The 21,468-nt window shown below is 49.5% G+C and carries 18 protein-coding genes and 1 riboswitch; of the genes, 9 read left to right on the forward strand and 9 right to left on the reverse strand.

Annotated elements, in window-relative coordinates:
- Positions 1 to 5: 5 nt before the first annotated feature.
- The 5 genes from F0320_RS14365 to F0320_RS14385 all read right to left on the reverse strand — a co-directional run bounded on the left by F0320_RS14365 (position 6) and on the right by F0320_RS14385 (position 5,082).
- Positions 6 to 2,138, reverse strand: coding sequence for a chemotaxis protein (locus F0320_RS14365; RefSeq protein ID WP_149323822.1), 2,133 nt, complete (start codon positions 2,136 to 2,138; stop codon positions 6 to 8).
- Complete coding sequence (locus F0320_RS14370) at positions 2,135 to 2,479, reverse strand: hypothetical protein (RefSeq protein ID WP_202815419.1); 345 nt, start codon at positions 2,477 to 2,479, stop codon at positions 2,135 to 2,137. Before F0320_RS14370 ends, F0320_RS14365 begins: the two co-directional genes overlap by 4 nt.
- 272 nt (positions 2,480 to 2,751) lie before the next feature.
- The gene (locus tag F0320_RS14375; protein WP_149323823.1) at positions 2,752 to 3,339 is read right to left on the reverse strand and encodes a hypothetical protein; all 588 of its coding nucleotides are present in this window, start codon (positions 3,337 to 3,339) and stop codon (positions 2,752 to 2,754) included.
- An 8-nt stretch (positions 3,340 to 3,347) separates the two neighbouring features.
- Positions 3,348 to 4,436 carry a hypothetical protein gene (locus F0320_RS14380; protein ID WP_149323824.1) on the reverse strand — a complete coding sequence of 363 codons (1,089 nt, stop codon included), beginning with the start codon at positions 4,434 to 4,436 and terminating at the stop codon, positions 3,348 to 3,350.
- A 199-nt stretch (positions 4,437 to 4,635) separates the two neighbouring features.
- Positions 4,636 to 5,082, reverse strand: coding sequence for a hypothetical protein (locus F0320_RS14385; RefSeq protein WP_080329704.1), 447 nt, complete (start codon positions 5,080 to 5,082; stop codon positions 4,636 to 4,638).
- A gap of 2,386 nt (positions 5,083 to 7,468) precedes the next feature.
- Here F0320_RS14385 and F0320_RS14390 point away from each other — a divergent pair.
- Entirely contained in the window at positions 7,469 to 7,735 is a 267-nt protein-coding gene (locus F0320_RS14390; protein WP_061354404.1) for a hypothetical protein, read from the forward strand.
- Between the two features lie 46 nt (positions 7,736 to 7,781).
- Positions 7,782 to 8,777, forward strand: a complete 996-nt coding sequence (locus tag F0320_RS14395) for a DUF4062 domain-containing protein (RefSeq protein WP_149323825.1) — start codon at positions 7,782 to 7,784, stop codon at positions 8,775 to 8,777.
- A gap of 126 nt (positions 8,778 to 8,903) precedes the next feature.
- Here F0320_RS14395 and F0320_RS14400 read toward each other — a convergent pair whose 3' ends face one another.
- Complete coding sequence (locus F0320_RS14400; RefSeq protein WP_149323826.1) at positions 8,904 to 10,256, reverse strand: tyrosine-type recombinase/integrase; 1,353 nt, start codon at positions 10,254 to 10,256, stop codon at positions 8,904 to 8,906.
- Positions 10,257 to 10,319: 63 nt separating this feature from the next.
- A riboswitch (TPP riboswitch) is annotated at positions 10,320 to 10,419 on the reverse strand.
- 614 nt (positions 10,420 to 11,033) lie between these two features.
- On the opposite strand from F0320_RS14400, the gene F0320_RS14405 reads away from it, so the two are divergent.
- Positions 11,034 to 12,002 carry a YadA C-terminal domain-containing protein gene (locus F0320_RS14405; protein WP_126330740.1) on the forward strand — a complete coding sequence of 323 codons (969 nt, stop codon included), beginning with the start codon at positions 11,034 to 11,036 and terminating at the stop codon, positions 12,000 to 12,002.
- A gap of 213 nt (positions 12,003 to 12,215) precedes the next feature.
- Positions 12,216 to 12,677, forward strand: a complete 462-nt coding sequence (locus F0320_RS14410; RefSeq protein WP_185807267.1) for a hypothetical protein — start codon at positions 12,216 to 12,218, stop codon at positions 12,675 to 12,677.
- A gap of 84 nt (positions 12,678 to 12,761) precedes the next feature.
- Here F0320_RS14410 and F0320_RS14415 read toward each other — a convergent pair whose 3' ends face one another.
- Both F0320_RS14415 and F0320_RS14420 read right to left on the reverse strand, forming a co-directional pair.
- Positions 12,762 to 14,195 carry a glycoside hydrolase family 32 protein gene (locus F0320_RS14415; protein ID WP_126330742.1) on the reverse strand — a complete coding sequence of 478 codons (1,434 nt, stop codon included), beginning with the start codon at positions 14,193 to 14,195 and terminating at the stop codon, positions 12,762 to 12,764.
- Positions 14,196 to 14,211: 16 nt separating this feature from the next.
- The gene (locus F0320_RS14420; protein ID WP_047652490.1) at positions 14,212 to 15,453 is read right to left on the reverse strand and encodes an MFS transporter; all 1,242 of its coding nucleotides are present in this window, start codon (positions 15,451 to 15,453) and stop codon (positions 14,212 to 14,214) included.
- 244 nt (positions 15,454 to 15,697) lie between these two features.
- Here F0320_RS14420 and F0320_RS14425 point away from each other — a divergent pair, with 244 nt between their 5' ends.
- The 3 genes from F0320_RS14425 (at position 15,698) to F0320_RS14435 (ending at position 19,899) form a co-directional block, all read left to right on the forward strand.
- The gene (locus tag F0320_RS14425) at positions 15,698 to 16,705 is read left to right on the forward strand and encodes a LacI family DNA-binding transcriptional regulator (RefSeq protein WP_126330744.1); all 1,008 of its coding nucleotides are present in this window, start codon (positions 15,698 to 15,700) and stop codon (positions 16,703 to 16,705) included.
- 332 nt (positions 16,706 to 17,037) lie between these two features.
- A complete protein-coding gene (locus F0320_RS14430; RefSeq protein WP_014884533.1) occupies positions 17,038 to 18,414 on the forward strand; it encodes a diaminobutyrate--2-oxoglutarate transaminase in 1,377 nt (458 codons plus the stop codon).
- 18 nt (positions 18,415 to 18,432) lie between these two features.
- Positions 18,433 to 19,899 (forward strand): pyridoxal phosphate-dependent decarboxylase family protein, encoded by a 1,467-nt coding sequence (locus F0320_RS14435; protein ID WP_126330746.1) that lies wholly within the window; start codon positions 18,433 to 18,435, stop codon positions 19,897 to 19,899.
- Positions 19,900 to 19,934: 35 nt separating this feature from the next.
- Here F0320_RS14435 and F0320_RS14440 read toward each other — a convergent pair whose 3' ends face one another.
- Positions 19,935 to 20,450 carry a protein disulfide oxidoreductase gene (locus tag F0320_RS14440; protein ID WP_126330748.1) on the reverse strand — a complete coding sequence of 172 codons (516 nt, stop codon included), beginning with the start codon at positions 20,448 to 20,450 and terminating at the stop codon, positions 19,935 to 19,937.
- A gap of 251 nt (positions 20,451 to 20,701) precedes the next feature.
- Here F0320_RS14440 and F0320_RS14445 point away from each other — a divergent pair, with 251 nt between their 5' ends.
- Positions 20,702 to 21,025, forward strand: coding sequence for an RcnB family protein (locus F0320_RS14445; protein ID WP_126330750.1), 324 nt, complete (start codon positions 20,702 to 20,704; stop codon positions 21,023 to 21,025).
- Positions 21,000 to 21,455 carry a GNAT family N-acetyltransferase gene (locus F0320_RS14450; RefSeq protein ID WP_233443249.1) on the forward strand — a complete coding sequence of 152 codons (456 nt, stop codon included), beginning with the start codon at positions 21,000 to 21,002 and terminating at the stop codon, positions 21,453 to 21,455. Before F0320_RS14445 ends, F0320_RS14450 begins: the two co-directional genes overlap by 26 nt.
- The last annotated feature ends 13 nt before the right edge of the window (positions 21,456 to 21,468 follow it).

The following is a 21,468-nucleotide window of genomic DNA, read 5'->3' on the forward strand; positions in this document are numbered from 1 at the left end:
TGATTTTAGTCTGCAATCCCAAGGATGAGGTTATTCTGCGCGTGGTTGTTCTCCCTTATCTTGGTATCAATCAAACCGTTAATAGCGCCGTCATTCACGTTAATATCAAGCGGTGAGAGTTTAATCTCAGCTTCGCCAGTGACCGCAACAGGAATCGGCTGTCGCTGCGTCATGCTGTCAATTGTCGGAACCGTAAACGTTGGTTCCTGGGTTGTTAGATAGTTCAGGCCAGGAACGTTTAATGCTAGCGCTGGATCGTTATACGCCGTGCCTGAGCCAATATTGCTTGGTGCTGAACTATCCAACCACGGGTAAATCTGCTTAAGCGTCTGACCGATGCTACGAGGATCGAAGCCTGTCTTTTCCTTAATCCAATCGGCGGTGCTATTCGCAGAGTCATCCACAACGGTGTTGTAGACTGCATCCGGCAGTGTTGCGCCTTTCTTGAGTTCTTCACCGACTCGACCAGCGAATGAGAGAATGTTGGTGGTTAGCTCACCAAGGGCAACGCCGAGGGCATCGGAAATTGGGATCAGTCCAGTCATATTCTGACGTAGAGTGTCAGTATTGGCAGCGTACTGCCCCAGGCCTTCAACAAACGAGGCTGAGAAATGATCTGCAAGGCTGGTTTGCACTCGGTTGTACTCAGCACCTAACGCCGCCAGTTTATCAAGGTTGGCCTGCTGTGCATCAGATAGGGTCCATCCTTCAGAAGCGAGTTGACGCATACGGGCAATAACCTCATCACCCTCCCCTGTAAGCCCGCTGAGAAGCACCGATCCGTCATCGATCGCCTCCAAAAAATGGCGCATGGAGTTTTCAGACCAAGCAAATTGTTTTCCCAACTGCCGGACGTATGTAACAAAGGTTCCCATGTCTAATTTCTGGAGTTCACCGATCACCTTCTGGGCTGTTCGCTGGTTGGTTTTGCTAAGAACTGCATTCACCAGATCGGCAAGTTCACCACCTCCGCTGAATGTTGTTACCCCTTGCTTGTTAGTTTTAAAGGAACCGGTATTTATTAGCTCACCTGCTTTCTCGAAGTAATCCTTATTCATGGACGCATACTTATCTACAGTCAGGTCGTACCCTGTACGCTTCTGTACAACGTCATGGATAGCATTAAATTCAAGTTGGCTAATGTCATACTGCCTTAATTGCTGCGCCTCTCTGGAGCGTTCAAGACTCCCCTGGAGGGTCTGACCAACACGAGCTACGCCCATGCCACCTATCAGCGACGCACCACCAATAACACCAGCGGCAAGAGCGACACGTCCTCCTTGGCCTTTTGTACGAACACGACCAGCACGAACACCTGCGGCTTTCTGCTCACGGGTGATACGCTGTTGCAGCCTCGCATGCTTGCGTAATTCTTTTGTGATACGGGCCACCTCAAAACGGGTCTCTTCGGTGGTGAAACGCGATTCTTTCTGGGCTTTGAGTGCCTCTTTTGCTGCACTGATCGCCTTGTAACGGGTTGCAACGTCAGCGCCGTTCACATTAGCCAGGGTCAGAGCGCTACGGCGCAAACTGTTGTAATAAGTCACCTCGCGCTTAAGACCTGCCTCTTTCTCACGCTGGCGCTTCTCCTCCAGGGCCATCGCCTTTTTGGTGGCTGCGATGTCAGCAGCAACAGCGCCGTGACCACGGTTCATCGCTGCATTTTGACGTGCCACCAGAGATGGATCGGAGTGAACTCCAAGCATGTTAGGGTTGTAGGTCATTGCACGGGAGCGACTCGCCTGTCTCACCTTGTCAGATATAGCTGCTAGTCTGGCACTCTGCGCTTGTTTCTGCTCCTGCTGAGATAACTGGCGAGACTGAAGTGATGTCATTTTATTGGCGTGGGCTACTGCGTCCCGCTCCATTTTGGCCTGTATCTGAGCTTGTTTCTGTTGCTGTTTAGACAGTTGTTCAGCCTGTCGAAGCTTCGCTGTCTGGGCTTTCGCTGCGGCAAGTGCTGCCTTGCCTTCAGAGACTTGCACTTTCTTCTGAGCCTTCTCCAGCGCTTTAGCGGGCTTCTCGTGAGCTGCCTTAAGCGATTTGATTTTCTGAAGGCTACGTTTGTATGACGCGCTGTCGGTTTCGAAGCGGATTTCATTTACAGTCGAAACGATAATTTTATTAGAGCCACTCATTCAGCCTCCAGTTTACCGCCATTGATAGCGTACCCCAGACGCTTGAGGGCTTCGATCTGCTCAGGTGTGAGTGTAGAAACATCGGCCTTCATCATGAGACTTACCGGACGCAGATTAGCGCTATAACCTTGGGCCTGGTGGCACAGAGCGATCCCTTTTTCCTTTATGGTCTTTGCTTTCGGGGCTGATTTGCTGGCTGTTGCAGTCGAAGCGGTCAGATATCCCTCGATAGCATCAGCCAACACCTGATCGGCGCTTTTATTCAGATCTCCGCTCTCCGGTTCGGCAGCGGCCTGCATTGCGGCGAGAATATCGGCGCGGATGTCGTTTACGTTTTTCATTTTTATGGAGTCTCCAAAGTAGGATATTTGTCGCAAGGCGATGACGGGCAACGTCACTGCTTCGCAGCAAGAGGATCAGCCCATCACGGGCGCAACGATACGCCAGCCAGACAACGGGCAGGTAAGAAGTGATTGTTTCAAGGTTCATTGGCCCCCGATGTGGGGTTGGGTCAGTGCATCGCAAGGCGATTAACAGCTAACGGTGAGAAGCACTTTACCAGAGGTAAACACCTCCGGTGCTGAAGGCAATTGCTGTTAACCCTTTTAGGGTATTAGTAGTGCAGGCGGGGTGAACGTCGCTGTGGGCTCTTCTGTTTTCTGGCGACTGTTTCACGATAGGCCACAAACAACGGATCAGTATGATCCGGCATTCGAGATGCCATTTCTTTTTCAGTGATTCCTTCACGCTTAAGCAGCGTCACCACGGTGAATAGAGGCAGTTGAAGGTCAGCACAGATTTTTGCCAGCATTGCGCCGGATTCGTAGTACATTCGGGCCATTCGCTTAGTGGCATACTGACTGGTATTGCTTATCTTACGACAGCGAGGATTCCACGAGTTATCGTAAAGGCCTTTTACCAGGTCATACGGCAAACGTAGGAGCAGCGCCGTTTTGCCTGGGGTGTAACCGTGAACGAGCATTTTTTTAGCAGTCTCGATCAGTGAGGTATCACGAGAGCGGGCCTTGTAAAAACGGGACAAATCAGGGGCTTCAGCACCGGAGGTGTTTACCTCTGGTAAAGTGCTTCGCACCGTAAGGGATTCAGCCGTCAGGCTGTTGGTTGTCTGGCTGTTGCCAGTTACTTTCTCACACAATATTCCTCCAGTATCAGAATGGTTGATCTGCCTCAGATAAATCATACACAGGTTCAGGTTTCGGCTCGGTGCTCTTTTGGCAACAGGTGCGCTGGGATGTGTTCCGGCCCGGCTTCTGCCATGTATTCCTCGCGTGTCCGTACAGGTATGCCTTCACGTTCATCTTGTGAATGTCGAGCAACCCAATAAACGTACTTGATACTCTGCAACGAACCGTCAGCATTACGATTAGGGGCAGCGTCACCGCTCAGGGCATTGATAAACTCTTCAGTAACCACACCATCTTCATCGAAGATCGTTATCTGCTTCAGTGCTTCAAAATAATGCTGATCGATCAGAGCTACGACCCTGTCAACATCGGTTTCACCGTGTTCAGCACCGTACTCCATAAATCCGAAATCATCGGGACCATTTTCGCGCCAGAGCTTAAGATCAAAAATGTCGGCACGCTGTGGCGTTTCCGAACTGTTCACCGCATCATGAGCGGAAACATCATCGCTGCTATCACTAGCAGGCTGTGAAAAGCCAGATCGCTGTTCAGGATCATCCTCGGCAGATGCAGAGGCCACACTATCAGCCTGTTGCACAGGTTCACTCGCCGTGGGGGACACATCAGGGGATTGCTGTCCGTGTTCTTGCTGCTGTGCCTGCTCGTCATCGCCTTTGTTCTCCTCGTTTGTCGGCTCTGCTGCTTTTTTCTTCTTAGGCTTGGATGTTGATTCGTTAGGATGTGGTGGAGTAATCCCCAGGGCAGCAACAGACGCAGGGGGGATCGCCACGTAGTTACTTGAATTAACGTTACCACGCACTTTTTCAGTACGCTTTATAACCACCTTTGCATCATCCAGCGCCTTAAGAGCATCGATCACAGTCTTTTCTGATACGCCCATCTCCCACGCAATAACGTTGGTGTTGGTATGAATGGGATCATTATTTCCACGATCCTTATTCTCCTGAAACGTCCAGATGTATGCATAAATCAACTTCATCGTGGCAGTGAATCGAATTTCACCTTCTGGCGTGCGTAGTTTAGTAATCCGGCGAATGCTGGAATAAATGACATCGTAAGTGTCAGTTTTTTTGTTGCCCATCGTTGTTTCTCCCTGCTGGGTGCGGTTGTTGTTCGTTGCGTTGTTGAACATGTTTTGCCAGGTTCTGGCATATGTTGCGGATCAGCTGTGGAACACGAATCCCCAGTCGATCAGACTCTTCACGTAAAATTGCATATGTTTCATCGTCTAGCGACAGCTTCATATCAAAAATCCTCCTCAATAAGGTACAAAAGACCTCCCGCCAGTGGTCGCCCAGAAGGCGAACCGGCTCAGGTTTTGTTCAGTGTTGTTAGGCTGCGGTTGCTGTCGGGAATTCGCCAGCCAGTGGATAACCGTAGGCTTCAAGTTCTTCTGCACCGCTGACAGCCACAAGCAGCATAATGATCTGCTCATGAGTCAGGGAAAGACCTAGCTTATCCAGATAAAGCTGTCGATGGCCTTCCAGGATTGGACGAAGTATATCGGTCAACTCCATTCCGGCAGCGCGTTGATTGCTCAGAGGCTTCAGCACCGACTTCACTGCCCGTGCATGTTTCGCCTTTTTACGTTCCTGCTTCAAAATATTAAGACAGACGGCGATCTGCGGGAATCGAGCATGTACAGCGTCTGCGCCGCCGTTTCTACTTATGAAGGCCCACAAGGCTGATTTGGTGTATTTGCCGTTCAGGATGAGATCAGCGATCTGCTCGCCTGTCATAGTGGTCAGGTCGAGACGTTGGGATTTCGGTTTATTCATTGGGTTCTCCGTTTTCGTTAAAAATATTAGCGGAGGTCTCTTTGTACCCATTTTGTATTGCCATCGGTTTGACAGAGGGTGTCAGAAATGCGGCAGTTTTTTTTCGTTCGAGGATTAGTAGATAAATCATTACCCTACTAAGATCTATTGTATCAGATTCCCATGGGAATAGCAATCATTATCATGTAGGATTATATAATACGTAGTAGTCATTATAACATTACCAGCCAAAGAAATCTTTGTCAATAGGGCTAAATCGCTCTGTAACGCTCCACACGGGGATTTGTCACCATAGGAGTACATACGCATCACCACCACCATTTAAACGCCGTAGAGAGGCGTTGAGGAGGTTAGTTAGTTAACCCGCGCCGCGCCGGAGTGAACCGGACAGATGCAAAGCAGTCCTCTCCGCCGTGCTCCGATCCACATATGGCGAACAAGTTCGCAGCTTCCACACAGAGTGAGAGCGTAGCTCTCTGGCGTAGCCTGTCGGGTTACCCGAGTCACAGAGCGTAAGCGATGGGCTAACGAGGGTTAGAGGGTCACGAGATGACGAGTCTGTTCACGTCATCGAAGATGAGCTTCTTACCACACATATCTGAAGAGGCAGAGCCATTCAGAGCAGAGCGATAAGACATCACTCCTTAACACCAACAATTGAACGCATGTTCAACCAGTCTTTGACCTTAAGGTGTTGACCTTGTTTTTATGATTTAGTCAAAAGGATGTGTTAGTAAAATAGTTAACGAAGTTAAAAAATGATTTAGTAAGCTGAACTTTCTTCAGTGGTAAAACGGCACTATACCACTTACCTTTATTTAGTGGATTACCACTTACTTTTCTTCAGTGGCTAGACGTGCTTATGGTCTGCCTCCTACGAGGCCACTGAACTTTCTTCAGTGGCCTACTTGTCAATAATCCACACCATCCTGGGGAATTAAATACAGCTTAAATAGAGTTAAATACTCATTAAATGCCCCCTCCTGCCGTCTGGTGTCACTGGCTCGCCTGTGGGATTTGGTGATCGTTATATCGAGATGTACACAACGAACCCGCGCCAGTGCTGGATGCGTTAAGTCTGTCAACCAAATGTGTGTCAAACCAGTTTACCCCCCTCCTCATTTCAAGCCGAAAAAATTAATTTCTTCGAAAAAAACAACTGAAAACCTCCATTTCTGGGCCTGTGAGAGCCTCTCAGCACGGCGCTGCGCTATCGGTGTGTCAGTTACAATTGTGTGGAGATGACGCGCTGTAGCGCTTCTGGTGGAGCATACGGGGCCATTGGTGGGGCAGTTCACACTTGTGTGGGAAAAGATACGAAGCGGTGACGGCTAGGACGGGAGAATTTCGCTTGGTGATGGCAGACTTTCAGCCCGCTGTGGTAACGTCGCCGTAGTAGCTCTTTTTCTGCTGATAAAGAGAATAATGCTCTTTCATCATGTTTGATGCGCTGGCAGCTTCAAAGGCCTGAAACCTGAAATTGTTTGGTGACCGGACAAACTTATCCAAAATCCTTGAACAAGAGAACTCACCTCAAATCCTCTCTAATGCTTTCCTTCTGTTGATGAAATCGCTGTTGTGTACCCCGCTTCGCATCAACGCTCCGAAAAGCAATACCTGACTATTCCAGTCAAGTACTTATAAGATACAATATGTTAAATGGCTGTACAATTAGTGAACATAGGCACTTCAAAACATCAAGTTATCTCCCTTGCGTCAGCCCAAAGCAGCATTGTGTAACAGCACTGCTTGTTGCAGTGAGGCGTGTCGCTGAAGGCATCACGTAGCGATATTTGGCGAAGAAAAGCGCTTTTCACCGAGGGCCTGGGCTGACGGTCTAGCAGATCACAAACTGTTATGGGTACATTCTTAGTTCCATCGTTACGCACACATATATGTTATCTATATGTTGCACGTAACTATCAAAACCACTGGCAACATTCATTATTCTTATAAAGATTGCGCGACATCATGTTGCGCAATTCTGACCTCCCGTTGAAGAAATCAGCACTCGATCAGATTTTGAATTTTTTTTCTTAATTATTGACATCTCTTCCAGGCCTTATGCTGTGTAGGGTTTTGCATTTTTACCCTTTCACAACCTCAATTTAACGTCAAAATCAACCCTTGTGCAGAAAAGAATCATCACTAGAATATCGACTATGTGGGGCCGCTATTGATTGACCACCCCCACATGTAGTGCCGCGCCTGAATTTTAGGCGTAAAAAAACCGGATTCATTTGCATGAACCCGGCTTACAAAGCATGACCAATACGAGTCGCCAAACTCGTATGAATCTTAGCCTTGCCTTCATTTTTCACGGCTTGATTGTGCCAGGCAAAGAGGATCATGTAAACCTTAAAATGACGCTCATAAGGAGCAATGCATGACTATTTGTAAACAATCACACCGTTACAACACTCTTTTCATTAGCTTACCTCACGATCAAGGTGGTGAAGGTCGCCATAAATGTTGTGGCTGCGCTTACGATCAGGGTTACCGCGCTGGCTTGGCTCGCACAGGTCAGGTTTGGGTAGACTTAGCCGCCTTACCTGATAGCCAGGCGGGAACCGTTCGCCACAAAAGTCCTCAAGCAGCGTTTGCTGATGGTTATCGTGATGGTGTGCGTGAATCCTACCGTCACGCTGGTTAATGTTGAATGAAGGGGCTCATGCCCCTTCCTCTTTCAAGGGATAAAAATGGATAAACGTTACCAGGTTTTCGTAAGTTCAACTTTTACGGATTTAGAAGAAGAACGAAAACACGTCATACAAACTCTGATGGAAATGGATTGCATTCCAGCAGGCATGGAGTTGTTCCCAGCAATCGATGAAGGCCAATGGGAGTTCATAAAAAAAGTAATTGATGACTGTGATTATTATCTGCTGATCATTGGTGGTCGTTATGGCTCTGTTGCGGAAGATGGTTTAAGTTACACCGAAAAGGAATTCGATTACGCTGTTTCAAAAGGTTTACGCGTCGTTGTTTTGGTACATGAGAATCCGGAAAATCTACCTTTAGCCAAATCTGAAAAAGATTCTGAACTCAGAGAGAAGCTAGTTGCATTCATAGAGAAGGCCTCAACCAATCGTCTCAGGAAAACATGGGCAACAGCAAAAGACCTACCAGGGTTAGTAGCCCTTAGTATGAGCAAGACAATGAAAACGTATCCAGCAGTCGGTTGGATTAGGGCAAACCAAACTTCTAAAGAATCCGATTTAAGAGCACTTATAGAGTTACAAAAAGAAAATGAACAACTTAGGTTTGATCTTGATCAACTCAAAGCACATAGCCCTAAAATTGAAGAGTTGAACCTCGCTGATTTTGAGAGTGTTTTCGAGTTTAAATGCCAATCTACTTATTTACAGAATAGCCGTGAAAGGTTATCAATATGGGATGCAAGGATGTCCTGGAAAGACATTTTTGCTCTTATCTCGCCCTATCTTACACAACATCTCAATGAATCAATTGTGTCGCGAACTTTGGGCGATGCAGCCAAAGAAAAAGAAAATCAAAGCGGAAGCTCACCTAAGGTCGTATCTCAAGATTTAAAAACTATCTCTATACAATTACAAGCATACGGGCTAATCAACGTTGAAAATCTGAGGACCACAACAGGAAAATATGACTTATTTTGGACTTTGACCAAAAGCGGTAAAGATTTAATGATTAAAATCCGAACAATAAAAAAATAAACTCAAGTAGCATCAGAATAAGTAGTCTTTGTTTCGCCCCCTACGATGGGGGCGATTTTTATACTCCTTTCATGGATACTGCTATTATCTGTTACGCAAATATACCAACCGAGTTAGTGAAATCAATTACCAATCCAAGCCATCAACCACATAGCATACCGTGGATAGCGGGAATGTATGAAGATAGCGCCTAGTGATTCCAGAGCCGCTCTTCTCATGACCAACCACCTGTTGCAAATGCGCCAAGTTGCCAACCCAACCAGCCAAGCAGGTTGAGATCATTGTGTGTCTGAAACTATGCACCAGGCGGCGTTGTCCGTAATCATCAAGGTAAGGGATTCCAAGTTGATCGCGAACGTCAGCAAGCACTTTGCCGATCTTCGGCATGTTCTTACCCGACACAGGTGAGAAAATCTTCTCTTTCCATTGACGGTTTACAAACTCAAGAAAACCCCACTCGATTAGTTTGGGATGGATCGCCACCTGCCTTGTAGCGTTTTCGGTTTTACCCTGTCCTCCTTCAGCGATCAGGAGATAGTGCCGCTGGCTATCTTCATCAAATTTGATCTGTGATTTCTCCAGCTTGGCGATCTCCCCTCTTCTGGCTCCCGTATACGCCAACAAAAGAGTGATCCATTTCTGCCAGCCATCAGGCTGCATGAGCGCCCACCCTACAAACTTTCTCATTTCTGCTGCACTGTAAGCTCCAAACCTAGCTTTCGACGGTGCGGCGACTACACCATCAGTCGGTGATTTCTCCAGAATATCTTTATTGTCAGTCAGGAAGGTTTTAAACAGCGATTTGTAAATCTTCAAATGCTTGTGGATAGACTCAGCGCCAACCAAATCTTCTGGCGGAACATCATCACACTCGATCAGTTGCTGAACCGTCATTGACCGATAAGGCTGCACAACACGCTTTGGCAAGTTTTCAACAACTTCCATCACCTGCTTGATGTCCTGCTTGGTGATCGTCATTACATCTGTTGATGCACCAAGGACAATGAACATGACTTCCATAAAGCGCTCATTGGCCTGTGAAATTGCCTTCGTCCAGTTTTGGGCTTTCTCCTTTTTGTACATATTCCAAGCGCCAGCAAGTGTTAACACATCCTTTGACTGTGCTTCTGTTTGTTCTTCCTCATCTTCTGAAGGCGCAACAACCTCGCGGTATTCCTGAACAACTATCGGCTGAAGATTGCGCCGTTCTTCACTGAGAAATTGTTGTGCCAGCCATTGTTCATTCTGCTGCTTCAGGCTATTGCCATACTCGGAAAGACGCTTACCGAAGTGATCCGGTTGGATGGTTCCACGTTGAACCAGAGGGATTACAGGAGAAGCAAAAGACATGAGCAACTGCGCCTGGGTGTGGCTGTCAGTCTCCAGCGACTTGCGAAAATATTTATTACCGGGCAGGCGGAAACGAACGTAATAAATCCCGTTGCGTGTGATGGTGTGACGTATGGTTCTGTGGCCCATTCTGAAAGCCTCATTGAGTAATGAACTATCAAAACAGGACGTTAAAGCTAGAAATTTATTTTTATTTTCAATGAATAACCGCCAGACTACGCTGGCATTATCCAGATCAGGTAATACGGGTATTTCTCAGCCTTCACGTGGAAGGGCACCCCGAGTCAAAATACTTTTAAAACAGTGACTTATTAAAATCAATGTTCTTAATCAGTGTAACCGTGGCCACAGGCCAGGCGCAAGGGGTTTCGATTTATCACGCCAGCGATCGCGTTATGAATCTCCCTAAACACTTTTTCGCTGGCATCTTCAACATAAATATTTTTTCCTGGTATATCCCGGAACAAAAATGAGCTGAATTTATTTTCATTCGAAGCTGACGAAAGGTTCGATAATAAATAATCGGCAAAAACCCATAAATTTACATAAACTGTTATGTGTATTTTTAATCTTTTTTCGTCTAAACACATAAATATATTTAATGTATTAATATTTTATTTCCAATTTATCCCCATTCATTATAAACAGGTAATACATTGTATTATATAATTATTTTCTTCATCCCTTCTGGATCATCTTATTTAGCTATTCCTGCTATTTATGATTTAGATCAATAAACAAAATTACACATTCATAGATAGTTACTGCACGTTACGAAATAAGTTTTCAAACCAAAATTATCAACCTTATTATCGAATTTATAGAGATATAACAAGACGTTGTATCTTCCCGCCAGGATAGCGCCCTTACTTTTTTTTTTCTTGTAGTGATGATGAGAGCTTTAAAATGAACTATTTAAATACAACAGCTATCGCTGTTTTTGGTTTTGTGTTTGCTGGTTCAATGAATACAGCAAATGCTGCGGAAGTAAACGTAAACCTTGACGATAACGTCAACAATCCAGGTGCTCACATTCAAATTCAGGGTACCGATAAAACCGTCTATAACCTTGATAACATCGAAGGAAGTAACATTAAGCAAGACGGGCAAATCTATAACCTTCAAGGCGATATTGACAGAGCAAATACAGCTATTAATAAAGCACAAGATACAGCTAACACCGCTCAAGATGGCGTAAACGCTAACACTCAAGCTAACGCTATCCTTAATCAGAAAGTCGACGATAACAAAGCAGATCAGACAATCACTGATAACAAACAGAATATATTGATTGATAACACTAATAATAAAGCAGACGCTAATACACAAGCGCTTGCAAGTAAGGTAGATAAAAGCATTTTCAACGCCGATCAGGATAGACAAGATCACGCCCTTCAGGACGCCTCTGACAAAGCGACTCAGGCATTTAATACGGGCGCTTACGCGCAATCTTTAGCTTTAGATGCACAAACGGTAGCCGCAGCGAATAAAACTGCTGTTGTTAACGTTCAGTCACGACAGCAAACACAGGAAGCGACGATTCAGAATCACAGCGCACAATTAGCGAATCATGAATCACGTATTACTGCGTTAGAGAGTCAAAATAACGCTAAGTTCTCTTCTCTGGAGAATCAGCAGAGTGAGGATCGCAAGGAATATCGTGCTGGTATCGCTGGCGCTGCTTCTCTTGCTGGTTTGCATTATGTTGATACAGATAACGCGGTTGCTGTCGGTGCTGCCAACTTCAAAGATGCGCAAGGTTATGCGATCGGCTACCGTCATAAGTTCGCTGAGAATGTAGCCGCTACACTCTCTACATCAGGTACATCCAACGGTGATGAAATTGTTGCGGCGTCCGCATCTTACGGATGGTGATGTTACAGTATTAAAATAAAAAGCCAGTGAGCTAAAAAACTCGCCCATGAGTTTTAATCAGCTGGCTATAACTCAATACATTGCTGCTCGCAAAGAAAATGACAAAGTACATTTTTATCTCCGCTGTTTTGTATCTCACTTTTATTTTATTAGGGATATGGATCGGCTTGATGTTAGGCACCTATATTTATAATTGTAATTACTAAGGCAATAATGAAAAAGTTAATGATGGTAGCGGCTGTATTATCTCTTGCTGCGTGTTCCTCACCGGCTCAACGGATGGCTGATTGTCAAAGCAAGGGAGTGAGTAAAGATGCTTGTTATATAGCAGAGCAAAACCGCACTACAGCCATTAACGCTGCTGCTGAAAAACAGGCTTTGGAGAATGCTGCTCAACTTGCACAATCAGCACGTAAGCATCTTCCTGAAGGCTGCACTCAGGTGATGGATGCTGCGGGCCGTTGTGACAGCAAGCCTGCCAAAGCAAGCGGCGATGTTAAACAGTTCTCAGGTGAAGCGGATCGCATTATGAATAAGTCAATCTCTGAAGCTGCTGAATATCTGCTTTCGAAAGGCTGGAAGCCAAATAAGGGTTCATGGCACAAGGGTGGCTATATTATGCAGCTGGTTGTCGAAAAAGAGAGAGTTGTAAACGCACAATTATTAAAAATGTGATCTTAGCACTACGCTCCCACCTCATAAGATTTACATAGCCCCATTTGTATGGGGCTTTATTTTAGCTCGTGACTAAATACACATTTACTCCAGCTGCCACGCTCCGCCATGGATAAGCGACGCTCCCCCCGTCCAGGCAAACAACGCCAGTTCGCGGCAGTCTGCATCAGGATAAATACGGCTGCTGAGGCACGCCTCACCCTCGTTAACAAACACTTCCACGGAAGAGTAGTCAAAAAACAAGCGCAGACTGAGCACGCCGTTCAGGTTAAGCGCGACGCTTCTGGTGCCGCACAGGCCATACTGTGGATAGTGTCGCTCCAGCACCAGGCGCTGCATCTGCGCATCAACATAGACGCGTAGCCCGTCGCCGAGACGAATGCCGTATTGCTCCGCGCTGCTGTTCGCGCAATCCCATTGCAGAATGACTTCCATCGCATCGCAGTGTTCAACCAGCGTCATCTGCTGGTTATTAAGCGTACTTACCGGCCAGGGGAACCATGCTCCGCGCAGGATTTCAACTTCTCTGGCCGGCCGCATTTGCAGGCGGTTATCCACACTCAGCGTCAGCTCGCGCGGTAAGGAGAGCATGCCTGCCCAGCCATCCTGCTGTTCCGGCAGGGGCGATTCCCACATGTCCAGCCAGCCGATAACGATGCGGCGGCCGTCAGGAGTCAGGAAGCTTTGTGGCGCATAGAAATCATGTCCACGATCCATCTCCACAAATTCTCCTTCACGCGCGAAAGGTTTGCCGGGCTGCCACTCGCCCAGCAGGTAGCCACTCTGGAAAAGATTACGATTTTTGAATCCCTCTGCCGCCAGCCCCTGAGGCGAAAACATCAGCACGCGTTTACCGTTGAGGGTGAAAAAGTCCGGACATTCCCACATATAGCCCATCTCTTTTTCAGCCACTGCGAGCACGCCCATGTCCTGCCACTCGCGCAGATCGGCAGACCGGTACGCACGCACCTGGCCCGTATCACCCTCCCGCGCACCAACGACCATGTACCACCACTCCCCTTCACGCCATACTTTCGGATCGCGGAAGTGATGCAGTCCGGGCGGTGTGTCAATGACGGTCCCGTGCCGCACAAAGTGGATGCCGTCACGGCTGGTTGCCAGGCACTGAACCTGGTAGAGATTCGCCTCATCGCCGGGATCGCCGTGGAATTTGTGGCCGGTGTAGATTAGCGCCAGCGTGTCGCCATCGACCACCGCTGAGCCAGAAAAACAGCCGTCCTTGTCGTCTGGTCCTTCCGGTGCCAGCGCAACCGGGAGGTGCTCCCAGTTAACTAAATCTTTGCTTCGCGCATGACCCCAGTGCATCGGCCCCCACTGGGTCGAATATGGATGATGCTGATAAAAGGCGTGATACCAGCCGTCAAACCAGACCAGGCCATTCGGGTCGTTCATCCAGCCAGCACGCGCAGCGAGGTGGTAACGGGGATACCAGCGCAAGTTAAGCCCTTCGCGTCTGGACTGCAGTTCCTGTTCTGCTTTCGTAATTGAATACGTCATTTCTCTACTCTTTCGATCAGATGGTGGAAGGTTGCGGCATGAGCGGGTCAGAAGAGGACTTACCCGAGCGCAACAGGAAGATGGAGATAAACGTGGTGCTGAATACCAGTAGCCCCATGATGAGATAGGACTGAGCAAAGCCGTATTTCTCATAGCTGTAACCTGCCAGCGGCGACAGTACCGAGGCAATCACCGAGCTTGTACAGGCAAAGCCCACCAGATAGAGGGTGGAAGAGAGCCGCTTATCAAAATGCAGGCTGTTGTATTTAAAGATGGAGACCAGCAAAACGGGCAGCTCAACCGCGTGCAATAGCTTGGTAATGGAGATCAGTACCGGTCCCTCAACCAGACCCGATGCCACCATACGCATCGCCATCACCATTCCGGCGAAAATCAGGCCGTTTTTCGCACCGAGACGATTCACCAGCCACGGGGCGCAAAACATACCCGCCGCCTCCAGGAAAACCTGGAATGAGTTGAGATAGCCGTACATGGCGTTCCCTTCCTGTAACGTCGGGAACTGGGAGGAGAAATAGACCGGGAACTGCTGGTCATAAACGCCATAAATACAGGTGCCGATAACGAAAAACACCAGCGCCCAGAAGCGCGGCAGCGTCAGCAGGCGCAATGCATCCTCCAGCGTGACCTTACCGCCGGACACCGCCTCCTGCATGGCGTGCGGGGCGGAAGAGACCCTGAGACGCGCCAGCAACACAAAAAACACCAGCCCTGCGCAGCTGGCGACAGCGAAGTTCAGCTTTGGATTAATGTTAAACAGGAGCCCCGCAAAAAAGGTTGCCACCGCCCAGCCAAGCGATCCCCACATCCTTGCCTTACCAAACTCAAACTGACTCTGGCGGGCCACGCGCTCGGTATAGGATTCCAGTACTCCAATCCCGCCGTTAAACGTTAGCCCGATATAAATCCCGCCGAAAATACTGCCGAGTAACACGTTAATGTGCAGCAGATAACCAAACAGCAGGAAGGCCGGACCGGAAAGAATGAGCAGGCTGGTCAGAAACCAGAGCAGGTTTTTTCGCAGGCCGAGTTTATCCTGAATGAAGCCGTAGCAGATTTGCGCGCACAGCGCGGAGACAGACAGTACGGCATAGATGACTCCCGTATCCCCTGCCTTTAACCCCACCTCCTGGTGGAGCCAGATAGAAAGCAACGAGCCGGAAGAGGACCACGTGACAAAAAAGAAAAACAGCAATGCGCTTAATAAAGGGTAGCTGTGAGAGTGATGCGTTTTCATCATGACATTCTCATGTTGGAGTAATGACAGGATGGTAACGTTAACATTTAAGTTCTCTCATGCTATTTGGTAAAAAATTAAGATGTTAATCACGAAAGTTAACGTTAACATTAACATTAAGAGAGTGAGATCGCGATCAAATTTTCATCACTCAGGTAAGAATGGCCTGGCCTGTGCAGCAGCCTTCCTTTTACATCAGCGACTTAGTTGTATACCCTCTCACACAGAGCACTAACGGAGTAACAAGATGGCTTCCCTGAAGGACGTCGCAAAGCTGGCTAACGTATCGCTGATGACGGTCTCCCGCGCACTGAACAGCCCGGAGCGCCTTAAACCGGAAACGCTGGCACGCGTTCAGTTGGCTATCGAGCAGACCAGCTATGTGCCGGATCTGTCCGCCAAGAAAATCCGCGGCGCGCATGCCTCGCCGAAAACCATAGGCGTACTGGCGCTCGATACGGTGACGACACCTTTCTCGGTGGAGATCGCGCTGTCTATTGAAGAGACGGCCAGAATGCACGGCTGGAATAGCTTCGTGATGAATATGTTTACCGATGACAACCCGGACGCCATCGTCGACCTTCTCCTCTCTCATCGGCCTGACGGGATTATCTACACCACCATGGGGTTACGTCGTGTCCCTCTCCCGGCTAAATTACTCACCCTTCCCTGCGTGCTGGCCAACTGCGAAAGTGACGGCGAAAAGGTCGCCAGCTATATTCCCGATGATGAACAGGGCCAATATACCGCCGTGCGGGCGTTACTCACGGAGGGTTATCGACGCCCTCTCTGCCTGCATTTGCCTGAGGGACATCTGGCCACAACCCGGCGCCGACAGGGGCTGGAACGTGCATGCCGAGAAGCGGGGCTCGATCCGGACAGCCTGGCGCACAGCTATATGACGTCAGGGGACGAGCACTATCGTGATATCCCGTCAGTGCTGCTGACGCACGTGCAGAATGGCATTCCCGGGTTCGACTCCGTTATCTGCGGCAACGACCGTATCGCGTTTATGGTCTACCAGACGCTGCTGGCGCAAGGGCTTCGCATACCAGAAGATGTCGCCGTTATCGGCTATGACAATATGGTGGGTATTGGGGAGTTGTTCCTGCCTCCTCTCACTACGGTTCAACTGCCACACTATGAAATTGGTCGTCTGAGCGCCTTGCATATTATTAACGGTGAAGAGCATCAGAACACCACGCGTGTAGAAAGTCCTTTTTTACTGCGTAATTCTATTGTGCATGCATCATGAGCACCGCTTTTTGTCCATGACGCAGAAACAGGCAGAACTCCCCCCTTTTATGCCGTTCGATGGCACGATTTGTCACACTCTTTTCTGTGACTTTACACACCGGGTAAACAGCCTGTAACGCGCTGATTTTATTTGGCATAAAATGCAATTTTCATTTTAAAAATGGGGATATTTCCTCGTTACAGCCCCGTGTCACAAAACAGTAAACAAATTAACCATTGAGCCCCGTGGCAAAAGGCTCTATATTGGCGGCGTTTTTTTCAGGCCCCCATCTGTTTTTTAACTTTTTATTCAATCGTGGCTCATAACGAAGCGGCGGTTGTAGGAGTGATATGATGACGGATAAAGTCCGTATTGACACCGTAGATGCCCACAAAAGCAACGAAACCTATCTGGCCCGTCAGGCCGAGTTTGAATCTAACGTCAGGAGTTATCCGCGCAAACTGCCTTTAGCCATCACTAAAGCAGAAGGCGTGTGGATCACCGATGCAGATAATAAAGAATACCTTGACTGTTTAGCAGGCGCGGGGACCCTTGCGCTTGGCCATAACCATCCTGATGTGCTGAAAAGCATCCAAAATGTCATTACCAGCGGCTTGCCGTTACATACACTGGATCTGACTACGCCTCTGAAAGACGCGTTTTCTGAATACCTGCTCTCTCTGCTGCCTGGTCAGGGCAAAGAGTACTGCCTGCAGTTCACCGGTCCATCCGGTGCTGACGCCGTTGAAGCTGCGCTGAAGCTGGCGAAAAAAGTGACCGGTCGTAGCGGTATCATCAGCTTCTCTGGTGGTTACCACGGTATGACCCACGGCGCACTGTCCGTGACCGGCAACCTGTCTCCGAAAGAAGCGGTTGACGGTATGATGCCAGAAGTACAGTTCATGCCTTACCCGCACGAGTACCGTTGCCCGCTGGGTATCGGTGGTGAAGCGGGCGTGAAAGCGCTGACTTACTACTTCGATAACCTGATCAACGACGTTGAAAGCGGCGTGCGTAAACCTGCTGCGGTGATTCTGGAAGCCGTTCAGGGCGAAGGCGGCGTGAACCCGGCTCCGGCTGAGTGGCTGCAGCGCATCCGTAAAGTGACTCAGGAACACGGCATTCTGCTGATCCTCGACGAAGTTCAGGCTGGCTTTGCCCGTACCGGTAAATTCTTCGCCTTCGAACACGCGGGCATTGAGCCAGACATTATCGTGATGTCTAAAGCCGTAGGTGGCGGTCTGCCGCTGGCCGTGCTCGGTATCAAAAAGCAGTTTGACGCATGGGCACCAGGTCACCACACCGGTACCTTCCGCGGCAACCAGCTGGCGATGGCGACTGGCCTGACCACGCTGAAAATTCTGAAAGATCAGAACATCGCGGGCAAAGTTGCCGCTCAGGGCGAATGGCTGAAAGGCCAGCTGAAAGAGATGGCGAAACGCTATCCGGTGATCGGCCACGTGCGCGGTCTGGGCATGATGATCGGTATTGAGATCGTTAAACCACATGAAGCCGCTGACCACATGGGCTGCTTCCCGGGCGACGGCGAACTGTCTGCACTGATTCAGAAGAAGTGCTTCGAAGCCGGTCTGATTCTGGAGCGCGGTGGCCGTAACGGTATCGTTCTGCGTCTGCTGCCGTCTCTGCTGATCAGCGACGAAGAGCTGAAAATCTTCCTGGATAAATTTGAGCAGGCACTGCTTGCTGCGGGCGTTCGCCCGGCGTAACCGGAGTTATTGATTACGATGTCTGATTCAAACCCAATTTTGTTCTCCTCTGCGCAGAGCATTGAAGCTTATCAGCAGGCGATCGAACAAAGCACTCAGGCTGTGATGCAGTGGCTGAAACAGCCTGAGATGTACCAGGGCAAAACGGTCGCAGAACTGCGCGACCGTATTAAGCTGGATTTCAACCCGAAAGGGCTGGGCAACGAAGCGGCGATTGAACGCGCCGTGGAGTTCTTCCTGAAAGACAGCTTGTCCGTTCATCACCCGCAGTGTGTGGCGCACCTGCACTGCCCAAGCCTGGTGGTAAGCCAGGCGGCGGAAGTGCTGATCAACGCCACTAACCAGAGTATGGACTCCTGGGATCAAAGCCCGTCCGCAACCATCATTGAGATCAAACTGATCGAGTGGCTGCGTACCCGCGTGGGTTATCAGGCTGGCGACGCGGGTGTCTTCACCAGCGGCGGCACCCAGAGCAACCTGATGGGCCTGATGCTGGCGCGCGATGCGTTCTTTGCGCGTCAGGGTCACTCCGTTCAGCAGGACGGTCTGGTGGGCGATCTGCGCAAAATTCGCGTGCTGTGCTCCGAAAACGCACACTTCTCCGTGCAGAAAAACATGGCGCTGATGGGTCTGGGCTACCAGTCCGTGGTGCAGGTGAAAACGGACGAATTCTCCCGCATGGATCTGACCGATCTGGCGGCGAAAATTGAGCAGTGCAATGCAAACGGTGAGCAGATTCTGGCGATCGTCGCGACGGCAGGTACCACCGATGCCGGTGCCATCGACCCGCTGCGTGCGATTGCAGAGCTGGCGGCGAAACAGAACATCTGGGTACACGTTGATGCTGCCTGGGGCGGCGCGCTGCTGATGTCTGAGCAGTATCGTCACTACCTGGACGGCATCGAGCTGGTGGATTCCGTTACCCTGGACTTCCACAAGCAGTTCTTCCAGACCATCAGCTGCGGCGCGTTCCTGCTGAAAGAAGCGCGTCACTATGAGCTGATGCGCTATCAGGCGGCCTACCTGAACTCTGAGTTCGACGAAGAAGCCGGCGTGCCTAACCTGGTGTCCAAATCTCTGCAGACCACCCGTCGTTTTGACGCGCTGAAGCTGTGGATGAGCCTGGAAGCGCTGGGTCAGGAGCAATACGCGGCGATCATCGATCACGGCGTGACCCTGGCACAACAGGTTGCGGCCTACGTGAAAGCGCAGCCTGCGCTGGAACTGGTTATGCAGCCACAGCTGGCAAGCGTTCTGTTCCGCTTCCGCGGACAGGTGCAGATGGATGACGCAGGTATCGCCCTGCTGAACCAGAAAATTGGTGATGCGCTGCTGGAATCCGGCCGTGCGAACGTCGGTGTGACCGAGCATAACGGCGTCACCTGCCTGAAGCTGACGCTGCTGAACCCAACCGTGACGCTGGAAGATATTAAAATCCTGCTCTCTCTGGTTGAGCGCACCGCGCAGGAAGTTCTGGCTAAGTAATACAACCCCCTCTTCCGCAGGGAGAGGGGGTTATTTTATACGCCTGCCCACCACATCCTTAATTTTAAACCCCAGTAACTCGTCCAGCCCGTCGTGGTGCTGACCACATTACCCTTCGACACAATGACCAGCGTCGGCGTTACGCTCACCAGCCACTGCTGCGACAACGCACCGTTTTCATCGTTAATCACCGGCATTTTCAGCTGTTTCTTTTCAACCCAGCGCGCAAGCTTTGCGTTATCACCGGAACGCATGGCAATACTCACAACGTTCCCGCCCTCTTCTGTCAGTTGATTAACGGAAGGCGTCGTGAAACGGCATATGCTGCACCAGGTGGCCCACACGTAAATCAGCAGCGGGCGTTCCTGGCTCAGGGCCGAGATATCGTGAATGTTACCGTCGATGCTCTGCATCGGTGTTGCACTAAAACTGGCGGGGAGTGTCGGTTCTCGATACCGATCAACACCCCACACTACGGCCAGCGTCAGCAGAACAAGTATGATCCCTTCCCGCGCCCAGCGGCGCAGTCGACCGAATTTGCGGTTATCCATTGTGACCTCATGTTTTAACGAAGGTCATCTTAACGGGCAAAACGCCATCACGCTGTAAAGAAGTGTCGCGTCTGTATGATGGTAAAGATCATGTCATCGATTAGGCATACCAAATGCAAAACGATTATCAGATAGGTTCATTTTTGTTACATTTTTTATCGAACAAGCCATAGTCTGATATTTAAAATAGGCAGGTTGCCGTATTGTTGACAGGCAAAAACAAACTTAAAAACCGTTCAACTGGAGAAAAAATGGCTAAGTGTAAATGGCTGCTTCTTGGTGTCGCGATGTCTCTGGCAAGCGCGGCGAATGCAGCGTCACAAGCAGCATCCGGCATCAAGGCCTATGAAGAACAAGAGTTCATCGCGGACTTCACAAAATTCAAGATTGGCGACACGGCGCCGGCGCAGTATCAAACGCCGGAGTACACCATCAAACAGTACCAGCTGCGTAACCTGCCGGCTCCGGATGCCGGAACCCACTGGACCTACATGGGTGAGAACTACGTGCTGATTGGCGATGCTGATGGCAAGATCTACAAAGCCTACAATGGAGATATTTTCTATCACCGCTAACGCAATTCTGATTCGCCCCTGGCAGGAAAGCGATCGCCCTTTCCTGCGCACGCTCTACCTCCACGCCCGGCGTGAAGCCTGGCCATGGCTGGACGGCGCAGACTGGCAGCTTGAAGATTTTGACGCGGCAACCCGTGACGAAGTGATTTGGGTTGCTGTTCAGAACGGTCATCGCCTGGGTTTTGCCTCCGTCTGGACGAACGATAATTTCCTGCACAACCTGTTTGTCGATCCGCAGTATCAGAGCCTGGGCGTCGGGCATGAGTTGCTTGAGCACGTACAGAAGACGTTTACCAGTACGGGTTCGCTTAAGTGTCTGGTGAAGAATGCGCGGGCTATTGCGTTTTACCAGCGACACGGCTGGCACATCGAGGCGACGGGTGATTCTCCGGACGGAGAGTATTATCTGATGCATTATCGGCTTAGGTAAAGTCAGGTGGCGC

It is taken from the genome of Enterobacter dykesii, assembly GCF_008364625.2.
In the GTDB taxonomy this organism is placed as follows: Bacteria; Pseudomonadota; Gammaproteobacteria; order Enterobacterales; family Enterobacteriaceae; genus Enterobacter; species Enterobacter dykesii.

What these genes read in the sequence shown, in the direction of transcription:
- F0320_RS14445 (WP_126330750.1), top strand. Translation starts at nt 20,702, where the DNA reads ATGGCTAAGTGTAAATGGCTGCTTCTTGGTGTCGCGATGTCTCTGGCA.
- F0320_RS14405 (WP_126330740.1), top strand. Translation starts at nt 11,034, where the DNA reads ATGAACTATTTAAATACAACAGCTATCGCTGTTTTTGGTTTTGTGTTT.
- F0320_RS14380 (WP_149323824.1), bottom strand. Translation starts at nt 4,436, where the DNA reads ATGTTCAACAACGCAACGAACAACAACCGCACCCAGCAGGGAGAAACA.
- F0320_RS14440 (WP_126330748.1), bottom strand. Translation starts at nt 20,450, where the DNA reads ATGGATAACCGCAAATTCGGTCGACTGCGCCGCTGGGCGCGGGAAGGG.
- F0320_RS14370 (WP_202815419.1), bottom strand. Translation starts at nt 2,479, where the DNA reads ATGAAAAACGTAAACGACATCCGCGCCGATATTCTCGCCGCAATGCAG.
- F0320_RS14390 (WP_061354404.1), top strand. Translation starts at nt 7,469, where the DNA reads ATGACTATTTGTAAACAATCACACCGTTACAACACTCTTTTCATTAGC.
- F0320_RS14395 (WP_149323825.1), top strand. Translation starts at nt 7,782, where the DNA reads ATGGATAAACGTTACCAGGTTTTCGTAAGTTCAACTTTTACGGATTTA.
- F0320_RS14400 (WP_149323826.1), bottom strand. Translation starts at nt 10,256, where the DNA reads ATGGGCCACAGAACCATACGTCACACCATCACACGCAACGGGATTTAT.
- F0320_RS14425 (WP_126330744.1), top strand. Translation starts at nt 15,698, where the DNA reads ATGGCTTCCCTGAAGGACGTCGCAAAGCTGGCTAACGTATCGCTGATG.
- F0320_RS14385 (WP_080329704.1), bottom strand. Translation starts at nt 5,082, where the DNA reads ATGAATAAACCGAAATCCCAACGTCTCGACCTGACCACTATGACAGGC.
- F0320_RS14410 (WP_185807267.1), top strand. Translation starts at nt 12,216, where the DNA reads ATGAAAAAGTTAATGATGGTAGCGGCTGTATTATCTCTTGCTGCGTGT.
- F0320_RS14430 (WP_014884533.1), top strand. Translation starts at nt 17,038, where the DNA reads ATGATGACGGATAAAGTCCGTATTGACACCGTAGATGCCCACAAAAGC.
- F0320_RS14435 (WP_126330746.1), top strand. Translation starts at nt 18,433, where the DNA reads ATGTCTGATTCAAACCCAATTTTGTTCTCCTCTGCGCAGAGCATTGAA.
- F0320_RS14415 (WP_126330742.1), bottom strand. Translation starts at nt 14,195, where the DNA reads ATGACGTATTCAATTACGAAAGCAGAACAGGAACTGCAGTCCAGACGC.
- F0320_RS14365 (WP_149323822.1), bottom strand. Translation starts at nt 2,138, where the DNA reads ATGAGTGGCTCTAATAAAATTATCGTTTCGACTGTAAATGAAATCCGC.
- F0320_RS14420 (WP_047652490.1), bottom strand. Translation starts at nt 15,453, where the DNA reads ATGATGAAAACGCATCACTCTCACAGCTACCCTTTATTAAGCGCATTG.
- F0320_RS14375 (WP_149323823.1), bottom strand. Translation starts at nt 3,339, where the DNA reads ATGATTTATCTGAGGCAGATCAACCATTCTGATACTGGAGGAATATTG.
- F0320_RS14450 (WP_233443249.1), top strand. Translation starts at nt 21,000, where the DNA reads ATGGAGATATTTTCTATCACCGCTAACGCAATTCTGATTCGCCCCTGG.